The organism is Halopenitus sp. POP-27, from assembly GCF_029889855.1.
GTDB lineage: Archaea > Halobacteriota > Halobacteria > Halobacteriales > Haloferacaceae > Halopenitus > Halopenitus malekzadehii.
Window position 1 is genome coordinate 38,397 of record NZ_JARANU010000015.1, and the last position, 24,487, is coordinate 62,883.

Below are 24,487 nucleotides of genomic sequence, written 5' to 3' on the forward strand. Positions count from 1 at the left end.
CCGCCTTACCGTGTCGTCTCGAGCGTCGCGTCCTCGTCGAGCTGTTGGACCTCCTCGGTGGTCGTCGATTCGCGCATATCGAACAGATCCTCGACGAACTCGTCGTCGGATTTCTCCTCCATCTGCTCGCTCGGCTCGGTGACGTCGCCGAACTCCGCGACGAAGCTCTCGAGGTTCTCGAGGTCCTGGAGCGCGCCGCTTTCGGTGAAGTTCTCCGAGAGCGCCAGCTTGCGGAACTCCTGGCTTTGGTCCATCAACAGCAGCTTGATGTTCTCCATATCCTCGACGACCGCTCCGAGGATCTCCGGTCCCTGCGTCTCGGCGACCGGCGAGGCGGCCTTCTCCTCGAACATCTCGTAGCGGTGGTACCGCTTGCGGAGCATCTCGAATCGCCGTTTCTCGTCGTCGGCGAGTTCGGAGGGCATCCGTCCGGCCAGCAGCCCCTTCATCTCCTGTTTCAGCTCGTCGGCCTTCTGGGCGTACTCCTGCTCGAGGTTCTGAGTGTCCGAAAGGTCCTCGAAGTGCTGTTGGAGCGTCTCCTGGTTCTGTTTGACCCGCTCGATCGCGGAGTCGATCCGCTCGACGCAGGCGTCGAGGGTCGCCGCCCAGTTGTTGAGCATCGAGCTCGAGCCCTCTTCACGGATCTGCTCGTAGGAGAGCAACACGACGACCTCCTCGCCGTCGATGGAGACGATGTCCTGGTCGTCGAGGTACTCGAGGACGGCATGGGCGGCGTGCTCGTTCCGGACGTGTTCGGCGTCCGACTCGACGAGCGCCTCGATGGCGACCTCCTTGTCCATCACGCCGCGGCCCCCCTCGATCAGCAGTTCGTTACCGAGGTGTCCCTGGGCGAGCGTGGCGATGATCTCCTCCCAGTTGGCCTGCGGATCGTCGTCGGAGCCCTGATCGGCGATGCTCGCGTCGAAGCGGACGGGCTCGTCCGCGCTGCTTTGGGGAACCGCCGTGACGAAGGTCGTTCCGTTCTGTTCGTTGGTCGTGAAGTCGCTGAATCTGGTTCGCATTGGTTAAAAGGCCTCCTCGATCTTGGCGTCGGCCCGCTCGCGGACTTGCTCTCGCAGGTAGCGGTTCGCCTCCTCGCTGTCGGCGAGCCGGAGCCCCTCGATCTCGGCTTCGGCTTCCTCCTTCATCACCGAGGGGGTCGCGGCGGCGGTGTCGGCAAGCAGCGGCGAGACGATCTTCTCGGCGTGGGCGTCGATCTCCTCGACGAGTGGCTTGCGGTGCACCGCGATCCGGCCGTCGACGTCGACGTCGACGACCGCCTGGAGGCCCTCCTCGACCGCGTCGATCACGTCGTCGCGCTCCGCCCGGCTGACGTTCTCGAGGATGTCCGTCCGTCCCTCGATCCGCGCGGTGACGACCTCGCGGTACTCGCTCGTGGGCATCGCGTGACCGACGTCGTCGAACTCCGCGACGACGTCGTCGGCGACCTCCTCGGCCATCCACCGGCCGTAGTCCTCGAGGGCGCCCCACACCAGGTATTCGCCGTCGAGATCGGCCAGGAAGCCGAGCTGGCCCTCCAGATATCGGATGACGTCGGTGGTCGCGTTGACCGAGATGATCTGCTCGAGCTCGTCGTGCGACAGGATGCCCAGCGGTTCGCTGCCGCGCGACTGCTCCCTGAGTTCGTCCTCGAGCCGGTTCTGTCCCGTCTGCTCTTTCAGCAACGACCCGACCGAGTAGTACTCCCGCGAGCCCGCCGCGATCCGGAAGAGCATGTCGTTCGAGACCAGCTTGTCGACGAAGAACTCCACGTCGTCGACGGCGAGGTTGAACTCGTTGCGGATCTGCTCGGCGGTGACGACCTGTTGGGTCGACAGAAACAGGTCCTTGAGTCGGTTCGGGACCCGATTGTCGTGACCGGTCGAGAACAGGTCATAGTAGTAGACGCCCGACCGGATCCGCCGGAAGTCCTCGTGTTCCTGCCCGGCGATCTCCTGGAGCGACTCCTTGATCTCCGAGCGACTCAGGCTGCTCGCCTTCGTCAGCCCGGTGTCCGCGGACTCGTATCGGTCCCGGATCTCCTCGGTCACGCGGTCGACGTAGAGAAAGCCGTAGTTCTCCCGCGCGATGGAGATGGCGATCTCCCCGAGCAGGTCGGTGTCGGCTGGGCGAATCGGCATCAGTCCGTGAACGCATCTGTAGCATACTAAATGTGTTGCCATTCACATCGGATCGGCCGCCGGTGACGGGATCGATCGCTGCCGGCGAAGCGAATCCCTGCCGAGTGTCACACGCCGCGGTCGCGATCGTGACGGCGTCGGACGACCGCCGTCAGGCCGCTTCCCCGACGCCGCAGTCAGGCGGATTCGTCCCGACCGGCAACAGTTCCCTGTGGCGCGTACTCGAGCCGCGTCGCCACCCGGTCGGCGATCGTCTCCCCGAGAACGTCCCGGACGAGGTAGATCCCGAGATCGATTCCGGAGGTGATCCCGCCGGCGCTCACGACGTCGCCGTCGTCGACGACCCGGGCGTCGACCACGGTCGCACCCGATTCCCGGAGGTCATCGAGCGCGCTCGCGTGCGTGACGGCCCGACGGCCGTCCGTGATCCCCGCCGTCGCGAGCAGCATCGTGCCGGTACATACCGACGCGAGCCGTACGCCCGTCCCGGCGATCGCTGCGAGCGCGTCGGGGATCGCGCCGCGTTGGGCCTCCGCCCACGCACTCGCGTCCGGATCGCGTGCGGTCCAGCCGCCGCCCGGAATGACGAGGATATCCGGATTCGACGCCGCCGATTCGCCCTCCGAGGGGACCGCAAGCACGCCGTCCGGCTCGATGCGTGTGCCGTGGCTCGCGACCACTCGCTCGCGCGGTTCGAGCGTGACGTACTCAACGGTGAGTGTCGACGGCGCGTCGGCGCCGGGTGAGTCCGCCGGATCGGCTTCCGCCAGGATCTCGCCGGCGATCGCGAGTGCTTCGTAGGGACCGATCGCGTCGAGTTCGTCGAAGCCGTCGTACAACAGGATCTGGGCGGTGAAGCCGTCATCGGGGTCAGCCATACCCCACCCACGAGGGCGATCCTCGTGGGTGTTTCCCCGTCGTGTCGTAGCGGTTCCGTTTCTCCTACGACGTGGTCAGTGAGTCGACCGGGACGTCACCCTCGTCGGTGATGACCCGATCGACGGCCTCGACCGGCGTGGCGTCATACGCCGGGTTCTCGATCGTCACGTCCGCCATCGGCTCACGCGACACCTCGACGGAATCACGGAAGTCGTTCTCGAAGTGGAACGACTCGATCAGCTTCGCGCTCGACCCGACGACGGTCACCGGGACGCCGAGTTCGGCGGCGGTGGTCACGAGCGGGAAGGTGCCGATCCGGTTGTAGTAGGTGCCGTCCGTGATGCAGGTCATTCCCAGCAGGACGCGGTCGCACTGCCGGAGCGCGTGGCCCATCGCGCTGTCGACCACCATCGTCGTGTCGACGCGTGGATTCGCCGACAGCTCGCGCGCCGACTTCCGACCGAGGTACCGCGGGCGCGCTTCGGTCACGTACGCGGAGAGATGTGCGCCCTCCGCCGTCGCGTTCTCGATCGCCTGGAGGACCGTCGAGGAGTAGTCGTGGGTGAGGATCGTCTCGCCGTCCGCGATGGTCGCGGCGGCGTGTTCCGCGGCTCGGCGCTTGCCGGTCCTGACCGCCTCGACGGCGTCGTCGATCGCGGTCTCCAGGCGGTGTTTCGCCTCGGGGATCGAGTCTGCCCCGCCGACGACGGCGCGTTCCACGTCCCGGACCGCGTTGTGGAGGGCGGCGTGGGAGGTGTCGGACCGGCGGAGGACGCCGGCGTTGTGTTCGAGGTCCCGCTCGAACTCCTCGAGGGAGGAATACTCCCGGTCGATGAGGTCCGCGAGCGCCTCGGCGGCCTTCACCGCGGCGACCGAGGAGCTGTGGGTCTGCATCGCCCGGATCTCCGCGACGGTCTCGTCGATCATACCGCGAGAGTCGGACAGCCGCCCCCAAAGGGGTTCCGACGGGAGCGCGGCTGATCATTCGCCCGTGTCGCCCAAACGTATCAATATGCAGTCAGTAGTTGTACCGGTCCCGGCGTGTGAACCACAATCCCCGGAACGGGCCGTACCATCGCTCCCGAGTTGGGGACGCTCCCGAGGGTCTACCGGAACCTCACCAGCCGGGCGGCGACTTGACGCCGGATCGATCGATCGTTTCGTCACCAAACATATCAAATGTAAATTACATCGGCTTTAAAACCCCTGGAGCGTGAACGGGGGGTATGAAGCTCGCCACGATCGGCGTCGGGAACGCCGGGAGCAAGATCGTCGACCGGATGCTCGAGTTCGAATCCCAAACCGATCGGAACCTCTGTCAGCACGTCCACGCGATCAACACCGCGCGGACGGACCTCGCGAAGCCGGACTACATCCCCGAGGACCGGCGCGTCCTGATCGGCGACACGAACCAGAAGGCCAAGGGCCACGGCGTCGGCGGCGACGTCGAGGTCGGCGCCGAGGTCGCGAAGGCCGACATCGAGGAGATCCGCCGCGCGTTCGACGACGTCGAGATACACGAGGTCGACGCCCTCCTCGTCGTCGCGGGACTCGGCGGCGGCTCCGGCAGTGGCGGCGGCCCGGTCGTGATCGACACCCTCCAGGAGATGTACGACGAGCCGGTCTACGGGCTCGGCGTCCTGCCCGGCAAGTACGAGGGCGGTCGACCGGCGCTGAACGCGGCCCGGTCGCTGCAGTCGTTCGTCACCAAGGTCGACAACTTCATCGGCTTCGACAACGACGCCTGGCGCGCCCGTGAACAGACGATCGAGGAGGGATACGAGCAGATGAACCGCGAGCTCGCGGCCCGGCTCGTGACCCTGCTTGCGGCCGGCGAGACGGACGACTCCGAGGTCGCCGAGAACGCGATGGACTCCAGCGACATCATCCGGACGCTCGACACCGGCGGCGTCTCGACGATCGGCTACGCCGCCACCGAGGTGGACAACGACGCCGCCACCGGCGGCCTGCTCGACCGCTGGAGCACCGACCGGGCGGAGTCGACGGATGAGGGCAGCAAGGCGACGAAGATCCAGGGGCTCGTCCGCCGGGCGGTCAACTCCCGGCTCACGGTGCCCGCCGAGATCTCGAGCGCCGATCGCGCGCTCGTCGTCCTCTCGGGGCCGCCAAGCGAGTTCTCCCGGAAGGGTATCGAGAGCGCGCGCCAGTGGCTCGAACAGGAAGCGGACACCGTCGAGGTGCTCGTCGGCGACGATCCGCGAGGGAAATCCCCCCAGCTCGCGGCGGCGGTGCTCCTCTCGAACGTCACGGAGACCCCGCGGATCAACGAGATCCAGAACCAGGCGGTCGACGCCCAGGAGAAGATCGCCGAGCAGGAGGCCGTCCGCGAGGAGGAGATCAACGACCTGATCACCGACGAGAACAACGACCTCGACCCCGTCGTCTAACCGATGGAGCTCGCACTCGTCGGCGTCGGCGCCACCGGGAGTCGGGTCGTCGACTGCATCCGGGAGATCGAGGCCGAAACCGGCCGCACGTTCACCGGCGGGAACGCGATCGTCTGTGACATCTCCCGGTCGCCGACCGACGACGTCGAGACGGTTCCCGAGGACCGACGCGTCCTGATCGGCGACACCCATCCACAGGTCACGGTCGACGGCGTCGACGGCGGTCCCGACATCGCCGCCGAGGTGACGCGGGGCGATCTGCCGGAGATCCGCCGTGCGCTGGATGCGATCGACGTCTACGACGCCGACGGCGTCCTCGTCGCCGCGGGACTCGGAAGCGCGACCGGCAGCGGGGCCGGGTCGGTGCTCGTCGAGGAGCTGCAGGCGACCTACGACGAACCGGTCTACGCGCTCGGCGTTCTGCCGGCCGACGAGGACGGTGACGCGGCGGCGCTCAACGCCGCCCGCGCGATCCGGACCATCGTTCCGGCGGCGGCAAGCACGATCACCTTCGATCACGACGCCTGGCTCAAACCGGAGGCCGAGAACCGTGAGGACGCGACGCGGGCGCTCGCGCGGCGTATCTGTACCCTGTTCGCCGCCGGCGAACGCGACTCGAACACGATCGCCGAGAACGCGGTCGACTCGAGTGACGTGGTTCGGACCCTCGAGCCGGGCGGGATCGTCTCGATCGGCCACGCCACGACCGACGTGGAGTCGGGGACGTCGGGGCTGTTCGCCCGCCTGCTGTCGTGGTTCGGGTACGATTCCGACGAGCCGGCCGACCGGACGACCGACGCCGCGAAGGTCAACTCGCTCGTCCAGCAGGCGACCACGTCGCGGTTGACGGTTCCCTGCGACGTCGCCAGCGCGGAACGGGCGCTGGTCGTGTTGTCCGGGCCGCCGTCGGCGCTCTCCCGACGCGGGTTCGAGAGCGCTCGCCAGTGGCTCGAGGAGGAGGCCGACACCGTCGAGATCCTGGCCGGCGACGACCCCCGCGATCGGTCGTCCACGCTCGAAGCGCTCGTCGTCCTCTCGAACGTCACCGACGTCCCCCGGATCGACGACCTGCAGCGCGCGGCGGTTGCGACACAGCGGGACGACGGCGAGGCGGCGGCGACGCCCCCGTCGGAGTGAGTCGGTCCACGTCGATCGCCGAGTTTGAGGCCGAGTTCGGGGTTCGGAGAGGAACGACGCAGGTCACTCTCGGCTCGACGGATCGTGTGAGCGAGCCACCTGGTGGATGTTCTCGATCATCCGGGTTCCGACAGGCTCACAGAAGAACTCCGCGTCCGCCTTGGAGTCAAGCAGGTGATCTCGGCGCTTGTCCTCGTATTCGTCAGCCCTGGAATCGAGTTCGGACGCCACTGCAGCGATGGTTTCGGTCTCCTCGAGGGCTTCGTATCCCCTGTATACGTCCTTCAGTGCACGTTTGGCTGACTGGCGGACTCGCCCGTCATCGTCCTCGAGCGTCTCGATCAGAAATCCAGCCGCCGTATCGAGCCGTTTCTTGATGGTCTCTCTGGTCTCTTGGGTTGCTCCGTCCTCGTCGACGAGGATGAATACGACGGCAAGACCGGGAGTCACCTGGTCAACGACGCGAACGACGGATTGTCTGACGTAGCCGTCGTCGCTTTCGGAATATATCGTAGCCAGGTCGTCGAATCCGGTGTCGAACAGCTGGAGACGGTGATCACGATCCATCTCCTTGAGCCGATCGATCACGTCGTTGACTTGATCCGGGTCGCTTGATCGTATCGAATCGGTAATCTCCGTCCACTGCTGGTCCATATGTATGAGTCACACGGCCAACCACTCCAACGCTTTGCCTCCGCCAGGGTTCGGAGTCTCACTGTTCGACAGCAGATCCGTCCACGGGTTTCCGTCTTCACGTCAGTTTGACCCGGCCAGCTTGACATTCGTCGTGTGCCACTACTGTCCTGGACGCTCACAAGAGGAGAGATCCAGTGACTGACTGCTGTAGGGTGGTACGAGTCTCACTGTTGGAACGTGATTCTGACGATGTTTCCAGTTGGAGTGTTCTCGTTGATCGTGGTGGTCCCTCCAGAACGGGTTATGATCAATTTGACGAGCCACAACCCAAGACCGCTCCTGTGATACACCGGTGTTTGCTCCGCGTTCTCTTCAAAGATGTTCTGCTCCACCTCGGGTATCTGCGGTCCGGTATCGGCTATCTCGATATGCGTCGCCCCGTCACTACGGGTAACAGTAATCGAAACCTCCGGAACACCGGAGTTATCGTGAATGATCCCGTTCTCAACGAGCTCGATGAGTGCCTCTTCGAGCCGTTCCGTCGCTCTCACAGTCACGCCCCTCGGGCACTCGACCCGAATTGTCGCTTCAGCATAGTCGGACTCGACAGTCGAAACAATATTCTGGAGTACTGGCTTGAGAGTGATCTCCATTTCCACCGAGTCTTCCACGAGTATTTTCGTTATCACTCGTTCCTTCTCGGCTGTCTCCAGCAGTCCATCACTCGTATCGATAATGTTCGCGGCAGACTGTGCAACCTCGCCCGAGGTCTTGGAGTGGATCAGCTCAGCACGTCCCCGAATCACGTTCATGTCATTACGGAGATTATGACGCAACACCCGGTCGATCGTCTCTAACTGCTGCAGGTGTTGCCGCCGTTCGGTCACGTCCTGCTGGAACCCAACGTAGTTGAGCACCTCTCCCTCGTCGTTGGTGACAGGGGCGATTTCGAGGTGATTCCAGAACTCGGTGCCATCCTTCCGGTAGTTACGGAGTTCGATGGTAATCGGCCTCTCATCGTCAATCGCCTCCCGAATCCGCGCCACCCGCTCGGAATCCGTGTTTTCACCCTGAAGGAACCGACAATTCTCTCCGAGGACCTCCTTGCGCGGATACCCTGTCATCTCCACGAAGGCATCGTTCACGTAGATCAGCGGGTTATCCTCCAGGTCAGGGTTGGAGATAGTAATACCGACGGGGGCTTCCGCAATCGCTCGTGATTGTCGCTGAAGGCGTTGTTCTCGCTGCTTACGTTCCGTAATGTCGGACTGGACCGCCACGAATGCCTCAATGTCGCCGTCGTCGGCGATCGGAGCGACGGTCTGATGGGCAGTGTACGTCTCCCTATTCTTGCGACGGTTGATCACCTCTTCCTCCCACGTCTCGCCCGAGAGGATCGTCTCCCAGAACTCCTCGAAATACCCCTCGGGCATTTCCCCGGAGTCCAGGATGGCCGGTGTTTCACCGATAGCCTCCTGCCGAGTGAACCCCGTCAGCTCTTCGAAGGCAGGGTTGGCGTACGTGATCGTCCCGTCAGTATCGGTGATGAATATCGCGTGTTCTGAGGCATTAACCGCCTGGTTGACATGTCGGAGTTCACGCTCGCGCTCCTTGCGGTCCGTAATGTCCTGGACCGTCCCGCGGATGCGGACGACTTCGCCGTCTTCCTGCTGTGGTTCGCCGCGCGTGCGGACCCACCGCTGGTCGCCCTCGGCGGTGATCAGCCGCAGCTCGACATCGTAGGACTTGTTCTCCTCAACAGCTCCCCGAAAGGCCTCTCGGATCGTTTCCTGGTCATCCGGGTGGTAGTGCTCGATGCTCTCTTCAGGCGTCAGCTCACGGTCTGCCGGGAAGTCGTGTATGTGATACACTTCCTCGGTCAGGGTGCTCTCGTTCGTCCGAACGTCGTACTCCCAGGCCCCCACGTCTGCGATGTCCTGCGCCTTCTCAAGGAAATCGACCTGTCGTTCGAGGTTACGCTCGCGTTGGCGTAATGTGAGTGACTGCTCTCGGAGGCGGAGCAACGCTGCCAGTCGCCAGTGCAGTTCGGCCTGCTGGATCGGCATCGTGACGATTTCATCAATCGATTCCGTCACCACATTTTCCGCAAGGTCACCGCCATCAACGTCGATGATATTGGAATCGGACTCGTCGAGCAACAAAAGATACGGGAGCACCACGGGTGATGCGGCCGATTTTTTCGCGCGCAGCGCTGGGAGATGTTCCTGAAAGGCACCCGTATCCAAGATACACACGTCGAAGGCAGTATCCTCGATACTACTTTTCAGGTCCACAGGCTTGTAGGAGGGATGCCCTTCGATCCACTCAGTGACTAACCGTCGGTCCCCCGACTCGGATAGGAGCGGAAGAATCCGGTCACAAGAGTCGACCTCATCCGCAGAATCCGTGCGTTGCTCCATTAGTCACCGTCACCTCGTTCTTCGAAGACATAGCGGTTCGGTGGCACTTGCGTAGACGGGATGCTGGAGTTTCCGAACAGATCTGCTGTATTCTCACTCACTGGCATCACCACTGGATGTGTCACTCGTGGGGAGCTCCACGACGAACACCGCCCCATGCGGTTCGTTGTCTTCAATCCAGATCGAGCCATCGTACATGGTGACCAGATTAGTGACGAGATACAGCCCCATTCCCGTCCCTGTGCTGTCCAGTCCCTTCTCGTTGCTATCGAAGATGTGGTCTCGTTGGTCGTCAGGGATTCCGGCCCCGTTATCTGCAACTCGGATACGAACCGAGCCATCGTCCACTTGCGAGGAAATCGTGACCCTCGGTTCGTCCGCGTCGTTGTGTTGAACGGCGTTGTTGATCAGATTCCGGAAGACGGCCGACAACATCTCGTTGGCCTCGACAGTAGCGGCCGGTGGTCGGCCGTCCATCCGTATCGTCGCCTGATCGAACGTCTCTTTTCGGGTTTCGATGACGGTTTCAAGAAACGGTCCCAACTCTACCGATTCGAGCGAAACATCTTCTCCTTCGAAGATCGCCTCGACGATGGTCTTGGCAATGTCCGTGAGTTCGACGACGTGCTGTCCTGACGTGAGTACCCGGTCGAGCATCTCCTCGCCGTCGCTATCCACGTGGGCATCCAGCATTTCCATCCATCCCAGAATCACGCTCATATCGTTGCGAACGTCGTGTCGTAACACGCGATTGAGGAGTTCGAGTTGGTCGCGCTGCTCGTTCAGCGAGTTCGCTAACTCCCGCAATTTCGTGATTTCGTGGTTCACCGCGACAAACTGCTCGATTTTACCCTCCGGCCCCGTAAGCGGCACGATTACTTGATCGACAACATATTGATTCCCGTCTTTGCGATCGTTGATCACTTCCCCGTGCCACTTCTCCCCCGAGGTGATAGTTTCCCAGAGGTCTGCGAAAAAGGACTCGTCGTGCTTGCCCGAGTTGAGAACGTTCGGCGTCTTTCCGAGCACTTCCTCGTCCGAATATCCCGACTGTTGTTCGAAACCACGGTTCACGTACTCGATGACGCCTTCCGTGTTCGTGACGATGACCCCATGCCCGCGGTGGTTGTCGCGGATTGCGTGCAGTTGTTCGTGTTTTTCATCGTGGGCAACCGTTTGATGACGCGCTCTGAGAACCGATTCGAGTCGTTGCTCTAATTCAAGCTCCGAGACCGGCATTCGAAGTAGTTCGTTAACCAGCGAATGCAAGTCACGGGCATCGTCCTGAAGCGCTTTGGTTATCTCGTCTGCCCGTTGCTCCGGGACGATCAACACGAACGGACGCGGAATTCGCTCCGATTGGTTTCGAGTTCGAATGGCGCCCTGATTGTCGAGGAGTGTCGCCCAATCCAGAATACAGCAATCGAACTCGCCGGTCCGAATTTCCGTCTCCACTCCGTCATACGATTCCTGTTCGGTGAGCCACCTGGTTAGTTGGCGGCGATTCCCCTCGTCTGCGGTTCGAACCAAAACGGTTGAGATTCTACTCCCCCGATTTGGGCGAATGTCCTCGGTGAGGGGGAATTCAGTCTCCATCGCGGGACCGTTCGTCGTTTTGGTGGTCTTGGAAACTGGGCGTTCCGGTGAGAATCCCCTGCATATGTTCGAGCGGTTCGCCGACGCGGATCCCATACTCCGTGATTTCGAACTCTCGGAGACTCCGCTCGAAATCGCCCGTTCGCATCTTCAACACGCCGATGACCTTGCCGAGTTCGCTTTCCATTTCCACGTATCGGATGTAGAGAATGTTGTCCGCAAGGTTGCTCACCGACTCTTCGGTGACGCGAAACTCCCCAGTGATGTTGGTGACTTCGTTCGTAATAATGGTCGAGACGCCGGCGGCCCGAAGATACCGCACGATTCGGAGCAGCACGTCTTCCGGGTCCGTCGTGTACCCGCGAAGGTTCTGTTTGAACCCCTGGAGGCCATCGATCAGGACGATACGTACCTCATCATCTTCGACGGCAGTCTTGAGTAGTGATGTGAACTCGTTCGGTGTGTACTCGTTCGGGGCGATCTCTTCGATGGAGAGCGTTCCCTGTTCGAGCATCGCTTCGATGGGGAGATTGATCGATCGGGAGCGTTTTTGGATGGTTCCTGGTGATTCCTCGAACGAATACATCACACTTTGCTCCCCCCGACCCGCGGCCTCTTTGATGAACTGTAATGCGGTAGTGGTTTTGCCTGCCCCGGTGGGACCACTGACGAACGTCACGGTCCCGGCATCAATTCCGCCCTTGAGGAGTTCGTCCACTTCGGGAATCCCCGAAGAGAGTTTGTCCGATGTCACAGCCATTTGTTCGGGCTCCCACTTCCCCGGCTGGAGTTTCGGGAAGACGGTGACTCCGTCGTCCGTGATCTCGTAGGAATGCTTTCCCCGTTGGTAGGAGGAGCCACGGAATTTCGAGACGTGGAGTGTCGATCCCTCGATATCCGTTTCCAGGTTGATGACCGTATCAGTGAGGAACTGGAGATCATCGTCAGACAGCGAGTCGGACGCTTGGGACGTGAATATCACTGTCGCGCCGTTGTCCCGGAGGAAATCAAGGAAACTCAATATCTGTTTCCGGAACTGGCGTTCGTCGGTCGTCAGATAGCGGAATTCGGTGATCGGATCGAGCAGTACTCGATCCGGGTTGAGGTCTTCGACGGTGCTACGGAGTTCTTCGATAAACGAGGGTTGTTCGACTTCAGCTGAGGAGAACACGGAATAGTTTTCGCCCTCGTCGAAATCCTCGTGAGATGGAGAAAGGTCGAGGAAATGGATTCCGTCCGGGTTGAGATCAAAATGTTCGACCGTCTCTTTGACGTACTCGCCTGGTTCACCCAGGTTGATATATAACGCCGTTTGCCCGTTGTCCACGCCGTCGGAGAGAAAATGTAGGCCGAAGATCGTCTTGCCCGCACCTGGTGGCCCCCGAATCAGTGCATTATGATTTTTGCGCAACCCGCCACTGAGAACGTCGTCTAATCCTGGGAGGCCCGTTGGAACTCTTTGTGAGGTCATATCTGTTCTCCGTGTTGTATATGCGTAAGTGTGGCGTCAGGGTCCATACCACCTCATCCAGAGAGACGAACGGCTCTTGGGTCCCGAGATCGTGGAGACACGCGCCGTCGTCACCTATTAGCGCGGTTTCGTGGACCCACCAGAGGGCCTCAGCCGATCCATGACGATCGTATTTGAACCAAATTTACAAAACTGTCTAGATACTGGATATCAGCTCGTTGAGAAAGCTTCGCCCGTACAGGGATGTCGAATTATTCGATGACACTTATCGGTATTGGGGACTCTTTTTGTATGTACTGGTTAGATTAAGATCAATGGAAGACGGTACGACCCTCGAAGAGGATGATAAACACGGGGATGACTGGTATCGAACGATCGTTGAAGAAGTGAACGATCTTGTAACAGTCGTCGATACCGACGGGACGATAGCCTACGTCAGTCCAGCCGTCACACGCATTCTTGGCTACGAACCCGACGAGTTGATTGGCCACGAGGGATACGAATTCGTTCATCCCGACGATCAAGAGCGAAACGCCGAGACAGTCGAGACCGTTCTATCGAACCCGTCTACACCTCAGACTGTCGAAGTCCGTTTCCAGCATGCTGACGGGTCGTGGCGCTGGATCGAGGCTACAATGAGGAATCGAGTTGACGACGACCTCATCAATGGGATTCTCCTTAGCAGTCGAGACATCACTGAGCGAAAAGAGTACGAGATCGAAGTTCGGGAACTCGCTGAAGAGTACGAAGCCCTGTTGAATAACGTGGAGGACGCGATCTTTCTCGTCGATGTCAAAGAGACAGATGATGTGAGATTCGAATTCGAACGTCTCAGCCCGTCCTACGAGCAACAAACCGGTCTCACGACCGAAGAGGTGCAGGGCCGGACGCCACGAGACGTATTCGGAGACGAATCGGGGGCCGACCTCGAAGCAAACTACCACCGCTGTGTCAACGCTGGTGAGCCAATTTCGTACCAAGAGGAGCTACGGGTCAACGAGGAGGCACGTTTCTGGCAGACAAAGCTTGCGCCGGTCGTCACCGGTGATGAGATAACCCGCCTCATCGGGGTCACTCGGAACGTCACCGATCGCGTCAAACGGGAGCGACAGTTACGTCAGCAAAACGAGCGGCTCGACGAGTTTGCAAGCGTCATTTCACACGACCTGCGTAACCCGCTCAACGTCGCACAGGGTCGTGCGGCGCTCCTTGCCGAGCAAGCAGAAAGCGAACATATCGACCCGATCTTGCGGTCCCTCAACCGGATGGAAGCCATCGTCGAGGACACGTTGACGCTCGCTCGCCAAGGCGAGACGATTGATGAGTGGAAGTCAATTGAGTTGACTGATCTCGTCGGGAAGTGTTGGTCGACAGTAGACACTGAAAACGCGACCATCGAAATCGTTGACGAGATGACTTTCCAGGGCGACCCCGACCGGTTACGGCACGTGTTCGAGAACCTGTTCCGGAACGCTGTCGAACACAGCGAGTCTGACGTAACCGTTCGTGTCGGATGTTACGGCGAACAGGGACTGTACGTCGAAGACGATGGGCCAGGAATTCCAGCGGACAAGCGGGAAGACGTTCTCGAACCGGGCCATTCGTCGGCTAGTGGTGGCACTGGTTTCGGGTTGAGCATCGTGAAACGAATCGTGGAAGCTCACGGCTGGGAGCTGTCCGTGACCGAGGGAACAGATGGTGGAGCACGGTTCGAGTTCGAGATGGCGGAATAGGGTGAACTAGTGTGGGTGGTCAGCCAAACTCTGCCACCTATGCATTGAGAGCTCGGTCTCAACTACTCCGTCCCGTCTCCGATCGGTGACGTGTCCCGGTTCGACGATCCATCAACCAGCACGACCACGACCAGCACGACCAGCACGACCACGACCAGCACACCAATGGTTGATGTACGAGGAGGCGGGACCAGCACGTAACGCGGGTCGGTGACCTGCAGGCCACGACGACGCCCGGATCACTGACGATACGACGCGGTAACTGACAACGATACGTGGTTCCAGACGATGTCCATCCCACACGCACGACTCCCGACCGATCTCACCCTCCACGTGGGGGACGAGGAGTCGCTCCTGGAGCGGCTCCGTGACGGGTCGCCGGGGACCGAGCTGGTCCTCACGCCGGTCGAACTCCATCGACGAAACGTGCAGCGACGGCTGCGGGAGGCACACGCGCCGAAGGACGGGATCGAGTTCGCGGATCCGGCCGACGTCGGCGTGCGGCTCCTCGACCACGCCGACGGCGTGGGACCGTCCATCGACTGCATCGACCGCATCGACCGGCTCTCGATGATTCGGTCCGTCCACGCCGACGGATCCGGGTCGTCGATCGGCCCGGGAGTCCCCGAGGATCCACGGGCCATCGAACAGCTCCGAACGGAGATCGAGAACGTGACCGGCTTTCACCCGGCACGCCTTCGACGCCTCCGTGATGCGGCGGGGGCGATCGCGACACCCATCGACGCCGACGCGCGCGAACGCATCGACGCCGCCGTCGACATCGAGCGGGCCCTTCGGAACCGGACCGATTCACACGTCTCCGACGTCGCGCTCGTTCGACGGGCGATCGGATTGCTTCGAGAAACGGATGGTGTGGCCTGGCGGAGCGCGTTCCCCGACGTGACGTGCGTCTCGTTCGTCGGCGTGAGTAGCGTGTCGGCGGTGTATGCCGATCTGCTACACGTGCTGTTGGAGCGGTCCTCCGTCGACGTACACCTCCATCTCCGTCGCGGCACCGGGCCGTACCTCGCCCGGCGACTGCCGGATCTGTTCGACGTCGATGCGCCCGGAGCGGTGGTGTTCGAGCCGTGACGTCGACCGATCGCCTCGCCCTGACGGACCCACTTCCCGGCGTCGACGTCCCCGCCGTGGAGTTGGTGACGACGACGCGAAGGGCGGAAGCCCGAAGCGCGATGGCCACCGTGGCCGCCCTCCGGGATGCGGGCGTCGGCGTGCGTGACGTCGCCGTCGTCGCACGCGATCTCGACGAGTACGAGGAACCGCTGTACCGCGCCGCGGTACAGTACGGCGTCACACCCGTCTTCTGGACCCAGCTGCGTGTGACGCGAACCACGCCGTTCGCACTCCTCGAAGCCGTGTGTGAGGTCCTCGCCGCAACCGACCTCGACGCGGAGGCGCTCTGTCGCCCGCTCGAACACGGATGGTGTCCGCCGGACATCCCCCACCCGGCTTCGGCCGCGGACTCGGACGAGATCCGGGCCGACTCGAGCACGGCGTGGCCGCTCGATCCGCGGACGATCCGGGACGGGATCGCGGCGCTTCCGGACGGACGGCGGACGATCGACGAGTGGGCCGAGACGCTCTTGGAGACGCCCTCCGTCGACGCCCGGATCCGGACGTACGTCGAGTGGGTACGGTCGTGTCCGGACCCGTCGCCGGACGCCGTCGGGGCCGTGTTCGGAGACGTCGTCGATGCCTCCGAGCGGGCGGGGCTTCCCGCCACGAAGGCGCGTGATTCGCCGGCGCTCATCGAGACGGAGCGTGACGCCCGTGCCGTGGTCCGCCTCAAAGCGCTCGTTCGGCAGCTCCCGTATAAATACGCGGACCGGATCGCGGAGGGGACGCTCACGCAGTCGTGGGACGACGTCGCGGACCTCGCCCGGCTGATCGCCACGCAGCGTCCCGGGCGGCGAGAACACTCGAACGCGCGTGCCGTCGACGTGCTCGAGGCGAACGACGTCTGGCTGCTCGACGTTCCGTACGTGGTCGTGGTCGGCCTCGTCGACGGCGAGTGGCCGCGGACGAGCGAGAGCCCGGTCCCGCCGGAGCTACAGGAAGTGGTTCTTGCGGGCGCCGAGGGCACGAGCACGCTCGCCCCGCGCACCGCCTGGACGGACGGACGCGACTGCGACCAGTTCGACGACGCCTGCCGGGCAGCCAGCCGTGGGCTGGTCCTGACGCGACACACCGAGACGATGGACGGCGATCCGCGCCGCCGGTCGCCGCTCCTCGACCAGCTCGACTGTACCGCGGTCGACGACGACGCACTGCGCCGACTGGTGGGTCCGGATCGAAGGCTTCCGGAGCCCCTTCGTGAACTCGTCGCGGATCGAGGGGCGACGGCCGAGAGTCGTCGTGGGGACGGAGGCGATCGATGACCGTGACCCGAAGTGGAGGCGATCGATGACCGACGAGCCGATCCGACTGCGGGGCGCACAGCGCGCGATTCGGGACGCGTACGTCGCCCACGATGCAGGGCTCTTCACGCTCGATTGCGTTCCCGGGTCGGGCAAGTCCGTCGTCGCGTATCACCTCGCCGCCGAGGAGCTTCTCACCCGGTACGTGAACGGGGATCGCACGCCCGAACAGCACGTCGCCGTCGTGTCCTTCACCCGTGGGGAGGCGGCCGACATCGTCCCGGCGATCCGCGATCGTCTCCGGACGATAGTCGACCACGAGCTCGTCCCGGCCGCCGACCGGATCTCGGATCGCGAACTCGAGTACCTGGCGCAGCGGGTGCAACGAGCCCCCTTCGCCGGAACGATCGACGGCATCCTGCGGACCGTTTTCGAGGAGATCGCTCACGCCGTCGGCTTCGAGGGGATGCCCGCGGTCGGATCCGAGGCCCGATTGCGACGGGTGCACGCCGCGTGTTATGAGACGATCCGGCGCGACCCGGCGCTTACGGACCGCCTCTCCAGGTTGGAGGCGGCGTATCCGGTTGACGAGTATCGCGACGGCCTTCCCGACCTGCTGGAAACCGCCGTCGCGTACTGCCGGGACAGGGGGCTCTCCAGCGCCGACATCCGACGCGAGCTGAAACGGACGATCGAGAGCGTGTATCCCGGAGGGCGGCCGGCATCGTGTGACGACGTTCTCGACGCGATCCGCCGATTCGTCGGCGGCGATGTCGATGTAGATCCAGATGTAGATCCAGATGCGGACGTGGATGTCGATGCGGACGAAGTCGCCGCCGGAGAGGTTGATGCGGACGTGGATGGCGTCGATGAGGGTGCTGGCGATGCGGCACCAACGGACGCGGATCGCCGGCACGTCGTCGCGGCCGACGCACGGCTTCACGAGGAGTGGATGGCTCGCGTCGACGACTTCTGCGTCGTGCTGTCAGCGTACCGCGACGCGTATCGTGAGGCGATCCGGGATCGAGGTGTGGTGTCGCACACGGACGTGGCAGCCCTGATCGACGCGTACTTCGAGGGACGGATCGGGGATGAGGACGACGAGCATCGGGTCCGGGTTCGTGAGCGGTACCGAACGCGGATGCGGAGCCTGATCATCGACGAGGCACAGGACGTGTCCGCGATCCAGCACGCGGCGCTTGCACACCTCGTGACGCCGGAGACGCGGGTGTTCTGTTCGGGCGACCTGCTGCAGAGCATCTACCGGTGGCGAAACGCCGACCCCGAGCTGTTCGAGTCCGCGATCCGGGACGGCCGATATCTCGGCCTCGAGTGGGGGACGCACGAACACCGGACGGCGACGACGACGTACCGATGTCGTCCCGACGTCGCCGCCGCGATCTCCGCGATCGCCGACCCGGTGCTCACGGACCCGGATCGCGGGGGTCTCGGCGACCTGGACGTGACGTACCCCGGCCTTGACGCGTTCCGGGAGCCGACCGCCGAGACCAACGTCCACATCGCGGCGTTCGATCCGATGCATTCGGATCCGGACTCGTACACGTGGTGTCGCCCGGTCGAGGGGCGCGGCGAGGCCGAGGCGGTCGCGACGCTGATCTCGAAGGGACTCGGCGACGGCACGTTCACGGACGATGACGATGACCCGCTCGACATCGACGTGCTGTTCAGGTGGTCATCGAGGATGGAGGCGTACGAGGAGGCGTTCGACGAGGCGGGGCTCCGCGTGCGGAACGCGAGCCGGAACCTGTTCGCGTGCGACGCCGTCGACGCGGTGCTCGCCGTCTGTGAGTGGCTGATCGCGCCTGCCGATCCGGCACGGACGCGCCGTCTCCTCGCCGAGGATCCGATCGACGAACGGCCGCTTGCCGACGCCGTTGACGCCCACGACGGCGATCTCGACCGCGTGATCGATGCGTGCGATCTCTCGACGGCACAGGGACACCTTCTCGAGGGGCTCGCGACGCTTCGAGGGCGTCGTGACGCCGTCCTCTCCCGACCGGCATCGACGTACGTGGAGGACGTCATCGAGGCGCTGGGGCTCCGGGCGGACCCGGCCGATCTGGCCCCCGATCGTGACGCCGCACAACGGGTTGCGAACCTCGACGCCCTCACGGCGACGATCGCGGAGTGGGAGGCGGACGACCATCTCCCGCCCCGGGAGCTCACGGATCTCGTCGAGCCCTTCCGCGACAGCCCGCGTCTCGGCCCGTCCCAGCCGAGCGTTACCGGCGCCGATCACGACGTCGAATTCCGCACGATCCACGGCGCGAAAGGCGACGAAGCCGACGTCGTCGTGCTCGCCAATCCCGGGTTCGAGATCAGCCGGAACGGCGTCCGATCGAACCGATTCGTGACGCAGGGAACGCGTGCGGCGCTTGCCCCACCGACGAACGTCGACGTCTCGATCGACGTGTCGCTGCCGGGCTACCGAAACGGCATCTACGACCCGTCCGACACCCGGGACCCGGACGTCGGTCTGCGGTGGATGACGGCACGCTGGCGGGATGACGTGGTCGACGTCTCGATCGACGACGCTGGCGCCGACCTGCTCGTCGGGCCCGATCGACTTCGGCGGGTCGCCGCGAACGCCCGCGCCGAGGAGTGGCGATTGCTGTACGTCGCCCTCACGCGCACCAGAGATCACCTCGTCGTACCGCTTCCAGGAACGGTGCCGTACGACCCCCGACCACGCGACCGGTGGCTCGACACGATCCGGCAGCAGCTCGGGTTCACCACGGGACGAACCGAGACGTATACGCTCGACCCCGCGAGTGGAGCCGCGGCTCCGGTCGACATCGGCGTCAACGACGTCGCGCTGGGCGCTCGGTGGACGCCGGACGGAACACCGGACGGAACACCGGACGGAACGCCGACGCGAGCCGACGCCGACGTCGCCGTGACGCCGCCCCGAACGGCGATGTTGGAGCCGTGGCTGCCGCGGTTCCTCCGCCCGAGCACCCTCCATCCGCTGACCGACCGCCCCGACGAGTACGTGATTCCCCATCTGCTCGGCAACGCCCTGCACACGGCGGCGAACGACGTTCCGTCCGACCATCCGCTCCCGTTCGATCGGCTCGGCCCGGGCGACGTCGGCAGATGCCTGCACGACGTGTTGACGACGCTCATCGATCGAAGCGTCTCCGGCACGACGATCCGGGAACGGGACGCGATCGTCCGGGAGATATTCGACGAGACGCTCACCGAGACGGCACCGCACGTCGGCGCGGACGAGCGTGATGCTCTGTTCGCGTTCCTCGACCAGGAGGTGCTCGACGATTTCGTGGCGTCCGATCTCTGGGCCCTGATCCGGGACGCCGAGACGGTCAGGGTCGAGCAGCCGGTCGACGGACTCGCCACGATCGGCGACGTCGAGGTCGAGATCCACGGGACCGCGGACGTCGTCGTCGAGACGCCGGCCGGGGAACGACACGTGGCCGATCTGAAGATCTCGCTGGCGGCGCTGACTCCCGACACGCGCAAACGGTACGAGCTGCAGGTCGCGACGTACGCGTACCTCTTCGAACGACAGTCGAGTGGGCGGGGGGTCCATCGATCGGTCGAAACGTTCGGCCGCGAGCGCGAGACGATCACGTCACCCTGGCCCCCGTCGGTCGTCGAGCACCGACTCTCCAGACTCGATCGGTAGTCGGCCACACGATCGATTGGCGGCGGGGACTAATGACGATTATAAATTAAATACGGCGATACTAAATTGTCATAGCCGAAGATACGATGGGAGTTTCTCCGTAGTGGAACGAACGGCGCCCCCGACAGGCCGATCGCTCGAACGAAGCCGTAGTTGGTATGTACCTCAATCCCCCTCTGTCTAAATAGGATGATACACGTAAGCGTTATCGGTTGCGGGAACATGGGTGGAGCGTTCGTGAAGGGACTCACCCGGACCGGAGCCTACGAAGTGACAGCTATCGATCTCGATCCCGAGGCGCTGGCGTCAGTCGCCGACGACGCGGACAGGACGACCGACGACATCGACGCGGCTCGGGAGGCGGAGATCGTCGTTCTGGCGGTCAAACCAAAGGCAGTCTCCGCAGTGCTCTCGGATCTCGATCTCCGGCCGGACCAGTCGCTCGTCACCATCGCGGCGGGCGTCCCGCGGTCGTTTGTCGCGGCCGAGACGGACGCGACGGTCGTCCGGATTATGCCGAATCTGGCGGCGGAGACCGGCGATATGGCCGCCGCAGCCACCCACGAGGGGATCGACGACGACGTCCGGGACCTGCTCGATGCAGTCGGTGAGTTCGTCGAGATAGACGAGGATCTGATGGACGTGGCGACGGCAGTCAACGGCAGCGGCCCGGCCTTCGTCTTCTACCTCATCGACGCGATGAAGGAGGCCGGCGTCAACGGCGGCCTTGATCCCGAGCAGGCCGAGACGCTGGCCGCCCAGACGTTCAAAGGCGCGGCCGAGACGGTCCTCCGGGACGACCGAAGCGTCTCGGAACTCATCGACGCCGTCTGCTCGCCCAACGGGACGACCATCGAGGGGATGGAGGTGCTATGGGACAGCGACGCCGATGCGGCGGTCGTCGACGCCGTCGAAGCGGCCGAGAAGCGGTCCCACGAACTCGCCGAGGAGTTCGGCGATGAGTGATCAGTCGGTGATCGAGCCCATCGACGAAGAGACCGTCGAGCAGGCACGCGATCAGGCCGCCGCCGCCCAGCGCGTGATCGTTAAGGCGGGAACGAACTCCCTGACTGACGCGGACTCCCAACTCGATCGCGTGAAACTCGACAAACTCGTCAGCGACATCATGGCCCTCCGGGAGCGTGGGAAGGACGTCCTGTTGGTCTCGTCCGGCGCAGTCGGTGCCGGCAAAGGGCTGATCGACGAGGTGACCGAGACGGTCGAGGAGAGCCAGGCGCTGTCGACCGTCGGACAGAGCCACCTGATGCGCCACTACACACAGAGTTTCGACCGCTACGACCAGACGGTCGCACAAATTCTACTGACCGAGCACGATCTGGCCAACCCCGAGCGGTTCACGAACGTTCGTAACACCATCGAGACGCTGTTCGACTGGGGAATCGTACCGATCATCAACGAGAATGACGCGATCGCGACCGAGGAGATCCAGATCGGCGACAACGACATGCTCTCGGCATCGGTCGCTATCGGCGTCGACGTCGATCTGCTGGTGACCCTGACCGACGTCGGCGGCGTCTACACCGGCAATCCGAAGGACGACGACGATGCGGAACTGATCGAGGCAGTCGGCACGAACTACGACGCCGTCCAGTCGTTCGTCGACGACAGCACGACCGACGAATTCGGCGGCATCCTGACCAAAGTCGAGGGCGCACGCGACGTGAGCGAGCACGGCACGCCCGCGATCATCGCGAACTCGGCGGACCGGGACGTGCTGGAACGGATCGCTACTGCCAAACCGGTGGGAACGCTATTCATCCCGATAACCGGAGCCACAGATGACTGAGTACGACACGGAATCCCAGGTAACCGACGCACAGCACGCCGCGCTGCAGTTGGCAAACGTCGACGAAGCGACGCGCAACGCGGCGCTCGAATCGGTCGCTGACGCCATCCGCGGCCACGAGACGGAGATCCGCGAGGCCAACGCGACCGACGTGGAGGAGGCGGAGGCCATGCTCAAACGGGGCGAGTACACCCAGGCGCTCGTCGACCGGCTGAAACTCGACGACGCGAAACTGGAGAGCATCGCCGAGATGGTCGAGAGCGTCGCGGAACGGGACGATCCGCTCGGCGAGACGCTGGAGGCCCGGGAACTGGACGAGGATCTCGAACTGTACAAGGTCGCCGTCCCGATCGGCGTCGTCGGCACCATCTTCGAGTCGCGGCCGGACGCACTGGTCCAGATCGCTGCCCTCGCACTCAAATCCGGCAACGCCGTCATCCTCAAAGGCGGCAGTGAAGCGAGCAAGTCCAACCGCGTCCTCTATGAGATCATCCGCGAGGCGACCGCCGAGCTGCCCGACGGCTGGGTCCAGCTCATCGAAGCTCACGAGGAGGTCGATCGCCTGCTGGAGATGGACGACGAAGTGGATCTGCTGATGCCCCGTGGCTCCTCGGAGTTCGTCTCCTACATCCAGAACAACACCCAAATTCCCGTACTGGGCCATACGGAGGGGATCTGCCACGTCTACGTCGACGAGGCCGCCGACCTCGAACGGGCCGAAGAGATCGCCTTCGACGCCAAGGTCCAGTATCCGGCGGTCTGTAACGCCGTCGAGACGCTGCTGGTCAACGAACGCATCGCCGAGACGTTCCTGCCGGCCATGGTCGAGCGCTACGAGGCTGCCGGCGTCGAGCTCCGCGGGGACGAGGCGACTCGCGAGATCGTCGACGTGGGCGAAGCGACCGACGACGACTGGGACAGCGAGTACGGGGACCTCGAACTGTCGATCACGATCGTCTCGGACGTGTACGAGGCCGTCGAACACGTCAACGCCCACGGCTCGAAGCACACCGAGTCGATCGTCACCGAAGACGCCGAGACCGCCGAGCTGTTTATGACCGGCATCGACGCCGCGAGCGTCTTCCACAACGCCTCGACGCGCTTTGCCGACGGCTATCGCTACGGTCTCGGCGCGGAGGTCGGCATCTCGACGGGGAAGATCCACGCTCGTGGCCCGGTCGGGCTGGCGGGATTGACGACCTACAAGTACTACCTCGAGGGCGACGGCCAGCTCGTGGCCACCTACGCGGGTGAAGACGCCACGCCGTTCACTCACGAGGCCTTCGACGGCGAGTGGACGCCCGGCCGACTTGCGAACGAATGACGTCCTCCGCGCCGTAACCGGAGGGGGAGCGAACCCCCCGAAGGCCGTCGATCGTCCCGAAGAACGTCGCGGGAGGAACACGATGGCCTCGATCGACGGGGAGTGGTCCTCGCTCGTCGCGTTTAAATACCGATCCGCACGAGGTTCGGTATGCGCCAGGCACGCATTCTCACGCCGGAGGGACCGGTTTCGGGACGGTACGAGAACGGGACGATACACGCCGACGACGGGGTCTACGAGGTCGGCGTCGACGGACGACTGCTCCCGCCGTGTGAGCCAACGGCCCTCTACTGTGTGGGTCGAAACTACGCGGAGACGATCGACCAGATGGACTACGAGCGGCCGGCGGCGCCGGACTTCTTCATCAAGCCGCCGACGAGCCTGATCGCCCACGGCGAGTCGATCCCCGAGCCCGCGTGGACGGACGAACTCACCTACGCCGGCGAGCTCGTCGCTGTCATCGACGAGCGATGTCGTGCCCTCGATCCTGTCGACGTCCCCGACGTCGTCCGTGGCTACACGATCCTCAACGACGTCGACGCGCTCGACCAGGTCGGACGGACGGCGCGAAAGGCCTTCGACGGGTCCGCGCCGCTGGGCCCGTGGATCGAGACCGACCTCGATGACCCGACCGACGTCGAGATGGAGACGATCGTCGCCGGCGAGCGGCGCCAGTCGGCGACCACGGCGCAGATGCTGTTCGATCCCTTCGAGATCGTCGCCCACCTCTCCGAGCGGTTCACGCTGCGACCGGGCGACTGTATCGCGTTCGGCAGCCCGGCGAACCCCGGCCTGATCGAGTCCGGCGACACGGTCTCGATCACCTACGAGGGCGTCGGCACGCTCGAGAACACCGTCGTCGACGGCGAGTTCCCCTAGCTGGTGGGACT

18 protein-coding genes are annotated in these 24,487 nt (G+C 63.6%); 10 read left to right on the forward strand and 8 right to left on the reverse strand.

Features of this window, described 5'->3' with window-relative positions; translation table 11 throughout:
- Positions 1–5: 5 nt before the first annotated feature.
- The 4 genes from OQF70_RS10110 to OQF70_RS10125 form a co-directional block, all read right to left on the reverse strand.
- Positions 6–1,022 carry a hypothetical protein gene (locus OQF70_RS10110; RefSeq protein ID WP_092816002.1) on the reverse strand — a complete coding sequence of 339 codons (1,017 nt, stop codon included), beginning with the start codon at positions 1,020–1,022 and terminating at the stop codon, positions 6–8.
- 3 nt (positions 1,023–1,025) lie between these two features.
- Positions 1,026–2,141: a hypothetical protein gene (locus tag OQF70_RS10115; protein WP_280537385.1), complete on the reverse strand. Its 1,116-nt coding sequence runs from the start codon at positions 2,139–2,141 to the stop codon at positions 1,026–1,028.
- Positions 2,142–2,317: 176 nt separating this feature from the next.
- On the reverse strand, positions 2,318–3,019 hold the full coding sequence (locus OQF70_RS10120) for a DJ-1/PfpI family protein (protein WP_280537386.1): 702 nt from the start codon (positions 3,017–3,019) through the stop codon (positions 2,318–2,320).
- A gap of 64 nt (positions 3,020–3,083) precedes the next feature.
- Entirely contained in the window at positions 3,084–3,947 is an 864-nt protein-coding gene (locus OQF70_RS10125) for a translation initiation factor eIF-2B (RefSeq protein ID WP_280537387.1), read from the reverse strand.
- A gap of 299 nt (positions 3,948–4,246) precedes the next feature.
- Between OQF70_RS10125 and OQF70_RS10130 the strand changes: the two genes are divergently transcribed.
- On the forward strand, positions 4,247–5,428 hold the full coding sequence (locus OQF70_RS10130) for a tubulin/FtsZ family protein (protein WP_280537388.1): 1,182 nt from the start codon (positions 4,247–4,249) through the stop codon (positions 5,426–5,428).
- A 3-nt stretch (positions 5,429–5,431) separates the two neighbouring features.
- Positions 5,432–6,565, forward strand: coding sequence for a tubulin/FtsZ family protein (locus OQF70_RS10135; RefSeq protein ID WP_280537390.1), 1,134 nt, complete (start codon positions 5,432–5,434; stop codon positions 6,563–6,565).
- 63 nt (positions 6,566–6,628) lie between these two features.
- Here the strand turns inward: OQF70_RS10135 and OQF70_RS10140 are convergent, their stop codons facing one another.
- The 4 genes from OQF70_RS10140 to OQF70_RS10155 form a co-directional block, all read right to left on the reverse strand.
- The gene (locus OQF70_RS10140) at positions 6,629–7,219 is read right to left on the reverse strand and encodes a hypothetical protein (RefSeq protein ID WP_280537391.1); all 591 of its coding nucleotides are present in this window, start codon (positions 7,217–7,219) and stop codon (positions 6,629–6,631) included.
- A gap of 206 nt (positions 7,220–7,425) precedes the next feature.
- Positions 7,426–9,621: a PAS domain-containing protein gene (locus tag OQF70_RS10145; RefSeq protein ID WP_280537393.1), complete on the reverse strand. Its 2,196-nt coding sequence runs from the start codon at positions 9,619–9,621 to the stop codon at positions 7,426–7,428.
- Between the two features lie 93 nt (positions 9,622–9,714).
- The gene (locus tag OQF70_RS10150) at positions 9,715–11,217 is read right to left on the reverse strand and encodes a PAS domain-containing sensor histidine kinase (protein ID WP_280537394.1); all 1,503 of its coding nucleotides are present in this window, start codon (positions 11,215–11,217) and stop codon (positions 9,715–9,717) included.
- Entirely contained in the window at positions 11,207–12,688 is a 1,482-nt protein-coding gene (locus OQF70_RS10155) for an ATPase domain-containing protein (protein WP_280537396.1), read from the reverse strand. Before OQF70_RS10155 ends, OQF70_RS10150 begins: the two co-directional genes overlap by 11 nt.
- Before the next feature lie 314 nt (positions 12,689–13,002).
- Between OQF70_RS10155 and OQF70_RS10160 the strand changes: the two genes are divergently transcribed.
- The 8 genes from OQF70_RS10160 (at position 13,003) to OQF70_RS10195 (ending at position 24,476) form a co-directional block, all read left to right on the forward strand.
- Positions 13,003–14,421, forward strand: coding sequence for a PAS domain S-box protein (locus OQF70_RS10160; protein WP_280537397.1), 1,419 nt, complete (start codon positions 13,003–13,005; stop codon positions 14,419–14,421).
- Between the two features lie 288 nt (positions 14,422–14,709).
- On the forward strand, positions 14,710–15,513 hold the full coding sequence (locus OQF70_RS10165) for a hypothetical protein (protein ID WP_280537399.1): 804 nt from the start codon (positions 14,710–14,712) through the stop codon (positions 15,511–15,513).
- Positions 15,510–16,820 carry a hypothetical protein gene (locus OQF70_RS10170; RefSeq protein ID WP_280537400.1) on the forward strand — a complete coding sequence of 437 codons (1,311 nt, stop codon included), beginning with the start codon at positions 15,510–15,512 and terminating at the stop codon, positions 16,818–16,820. The genes OQF70_RS10165 and OQF70_RS10170 overlap by 4 nt, the downstream gene beginning before the upstream one ends.
- Before the next feature lie 25 nt (positions 16,821–16,845).
- On the forward strand, positions 16,846–20,466 hold the full coding sequence (locus OQF70_RS10175; protein ID WP_280537401.1) for a UvrD-helicase domain-containing protein: 3,621 nt from the start codon (positions 16,846–16,848) through the stop codon (positions 20,464–20,466).
- A gap of 189 nt (positions 20,467–20,655) precedes the next feature.
- Complete coding sequence (proC, locus tag OQF70_RS10180) at positions 20,656–21,432, forward strand: pyrroline-5-carboxylate reductase (protein ID WP_280537403.1); 777 nt, start codon at positions 20,656–20,658, stop codon at positions 21,430–21,432.
- Positions 21,425–22,273: a glutamate 5-kinase gene (gene proB, locus OQF70_RS10185; protein ID WP_280537405.1), complete on the forward strand. Its 849-nt coding sequence runs from the start codon at positions 21,425–21,427 to the stop codon at positions 22,271–22,273. The genes proC and proB overlap by 8 nt, the downstream gene beginning before the upstream one ends.
- Complete coding sequence (locus tag OQF70_RS10190; protein WP_280537407.1) at positions 22,266–23,597, forward strand: glutamate-5-semialdehyde dehydrogenase; 1,332 nt, start codon at positions 22,266–22,268, stop codon at positions 23,595–23,597. The genes proB and OQF70_RS10190 overlap by 8 nt, the downstream gene beginning before the upstream one ends.
- A gap of 150 nt (positions 23,598–23,747) precedes the next feature.
- Entirely contained in the window at positions 23,748–24,476 is a 729-nt protein-coding gene (locus OQF70_RS10195) for a fumarylacetoacetate hydrolase family protein (RefSeq protein WP_280537408.1), read from the forward strand.
- Positions 24,477–24,487: the final 11 nt, after the last annotated feature.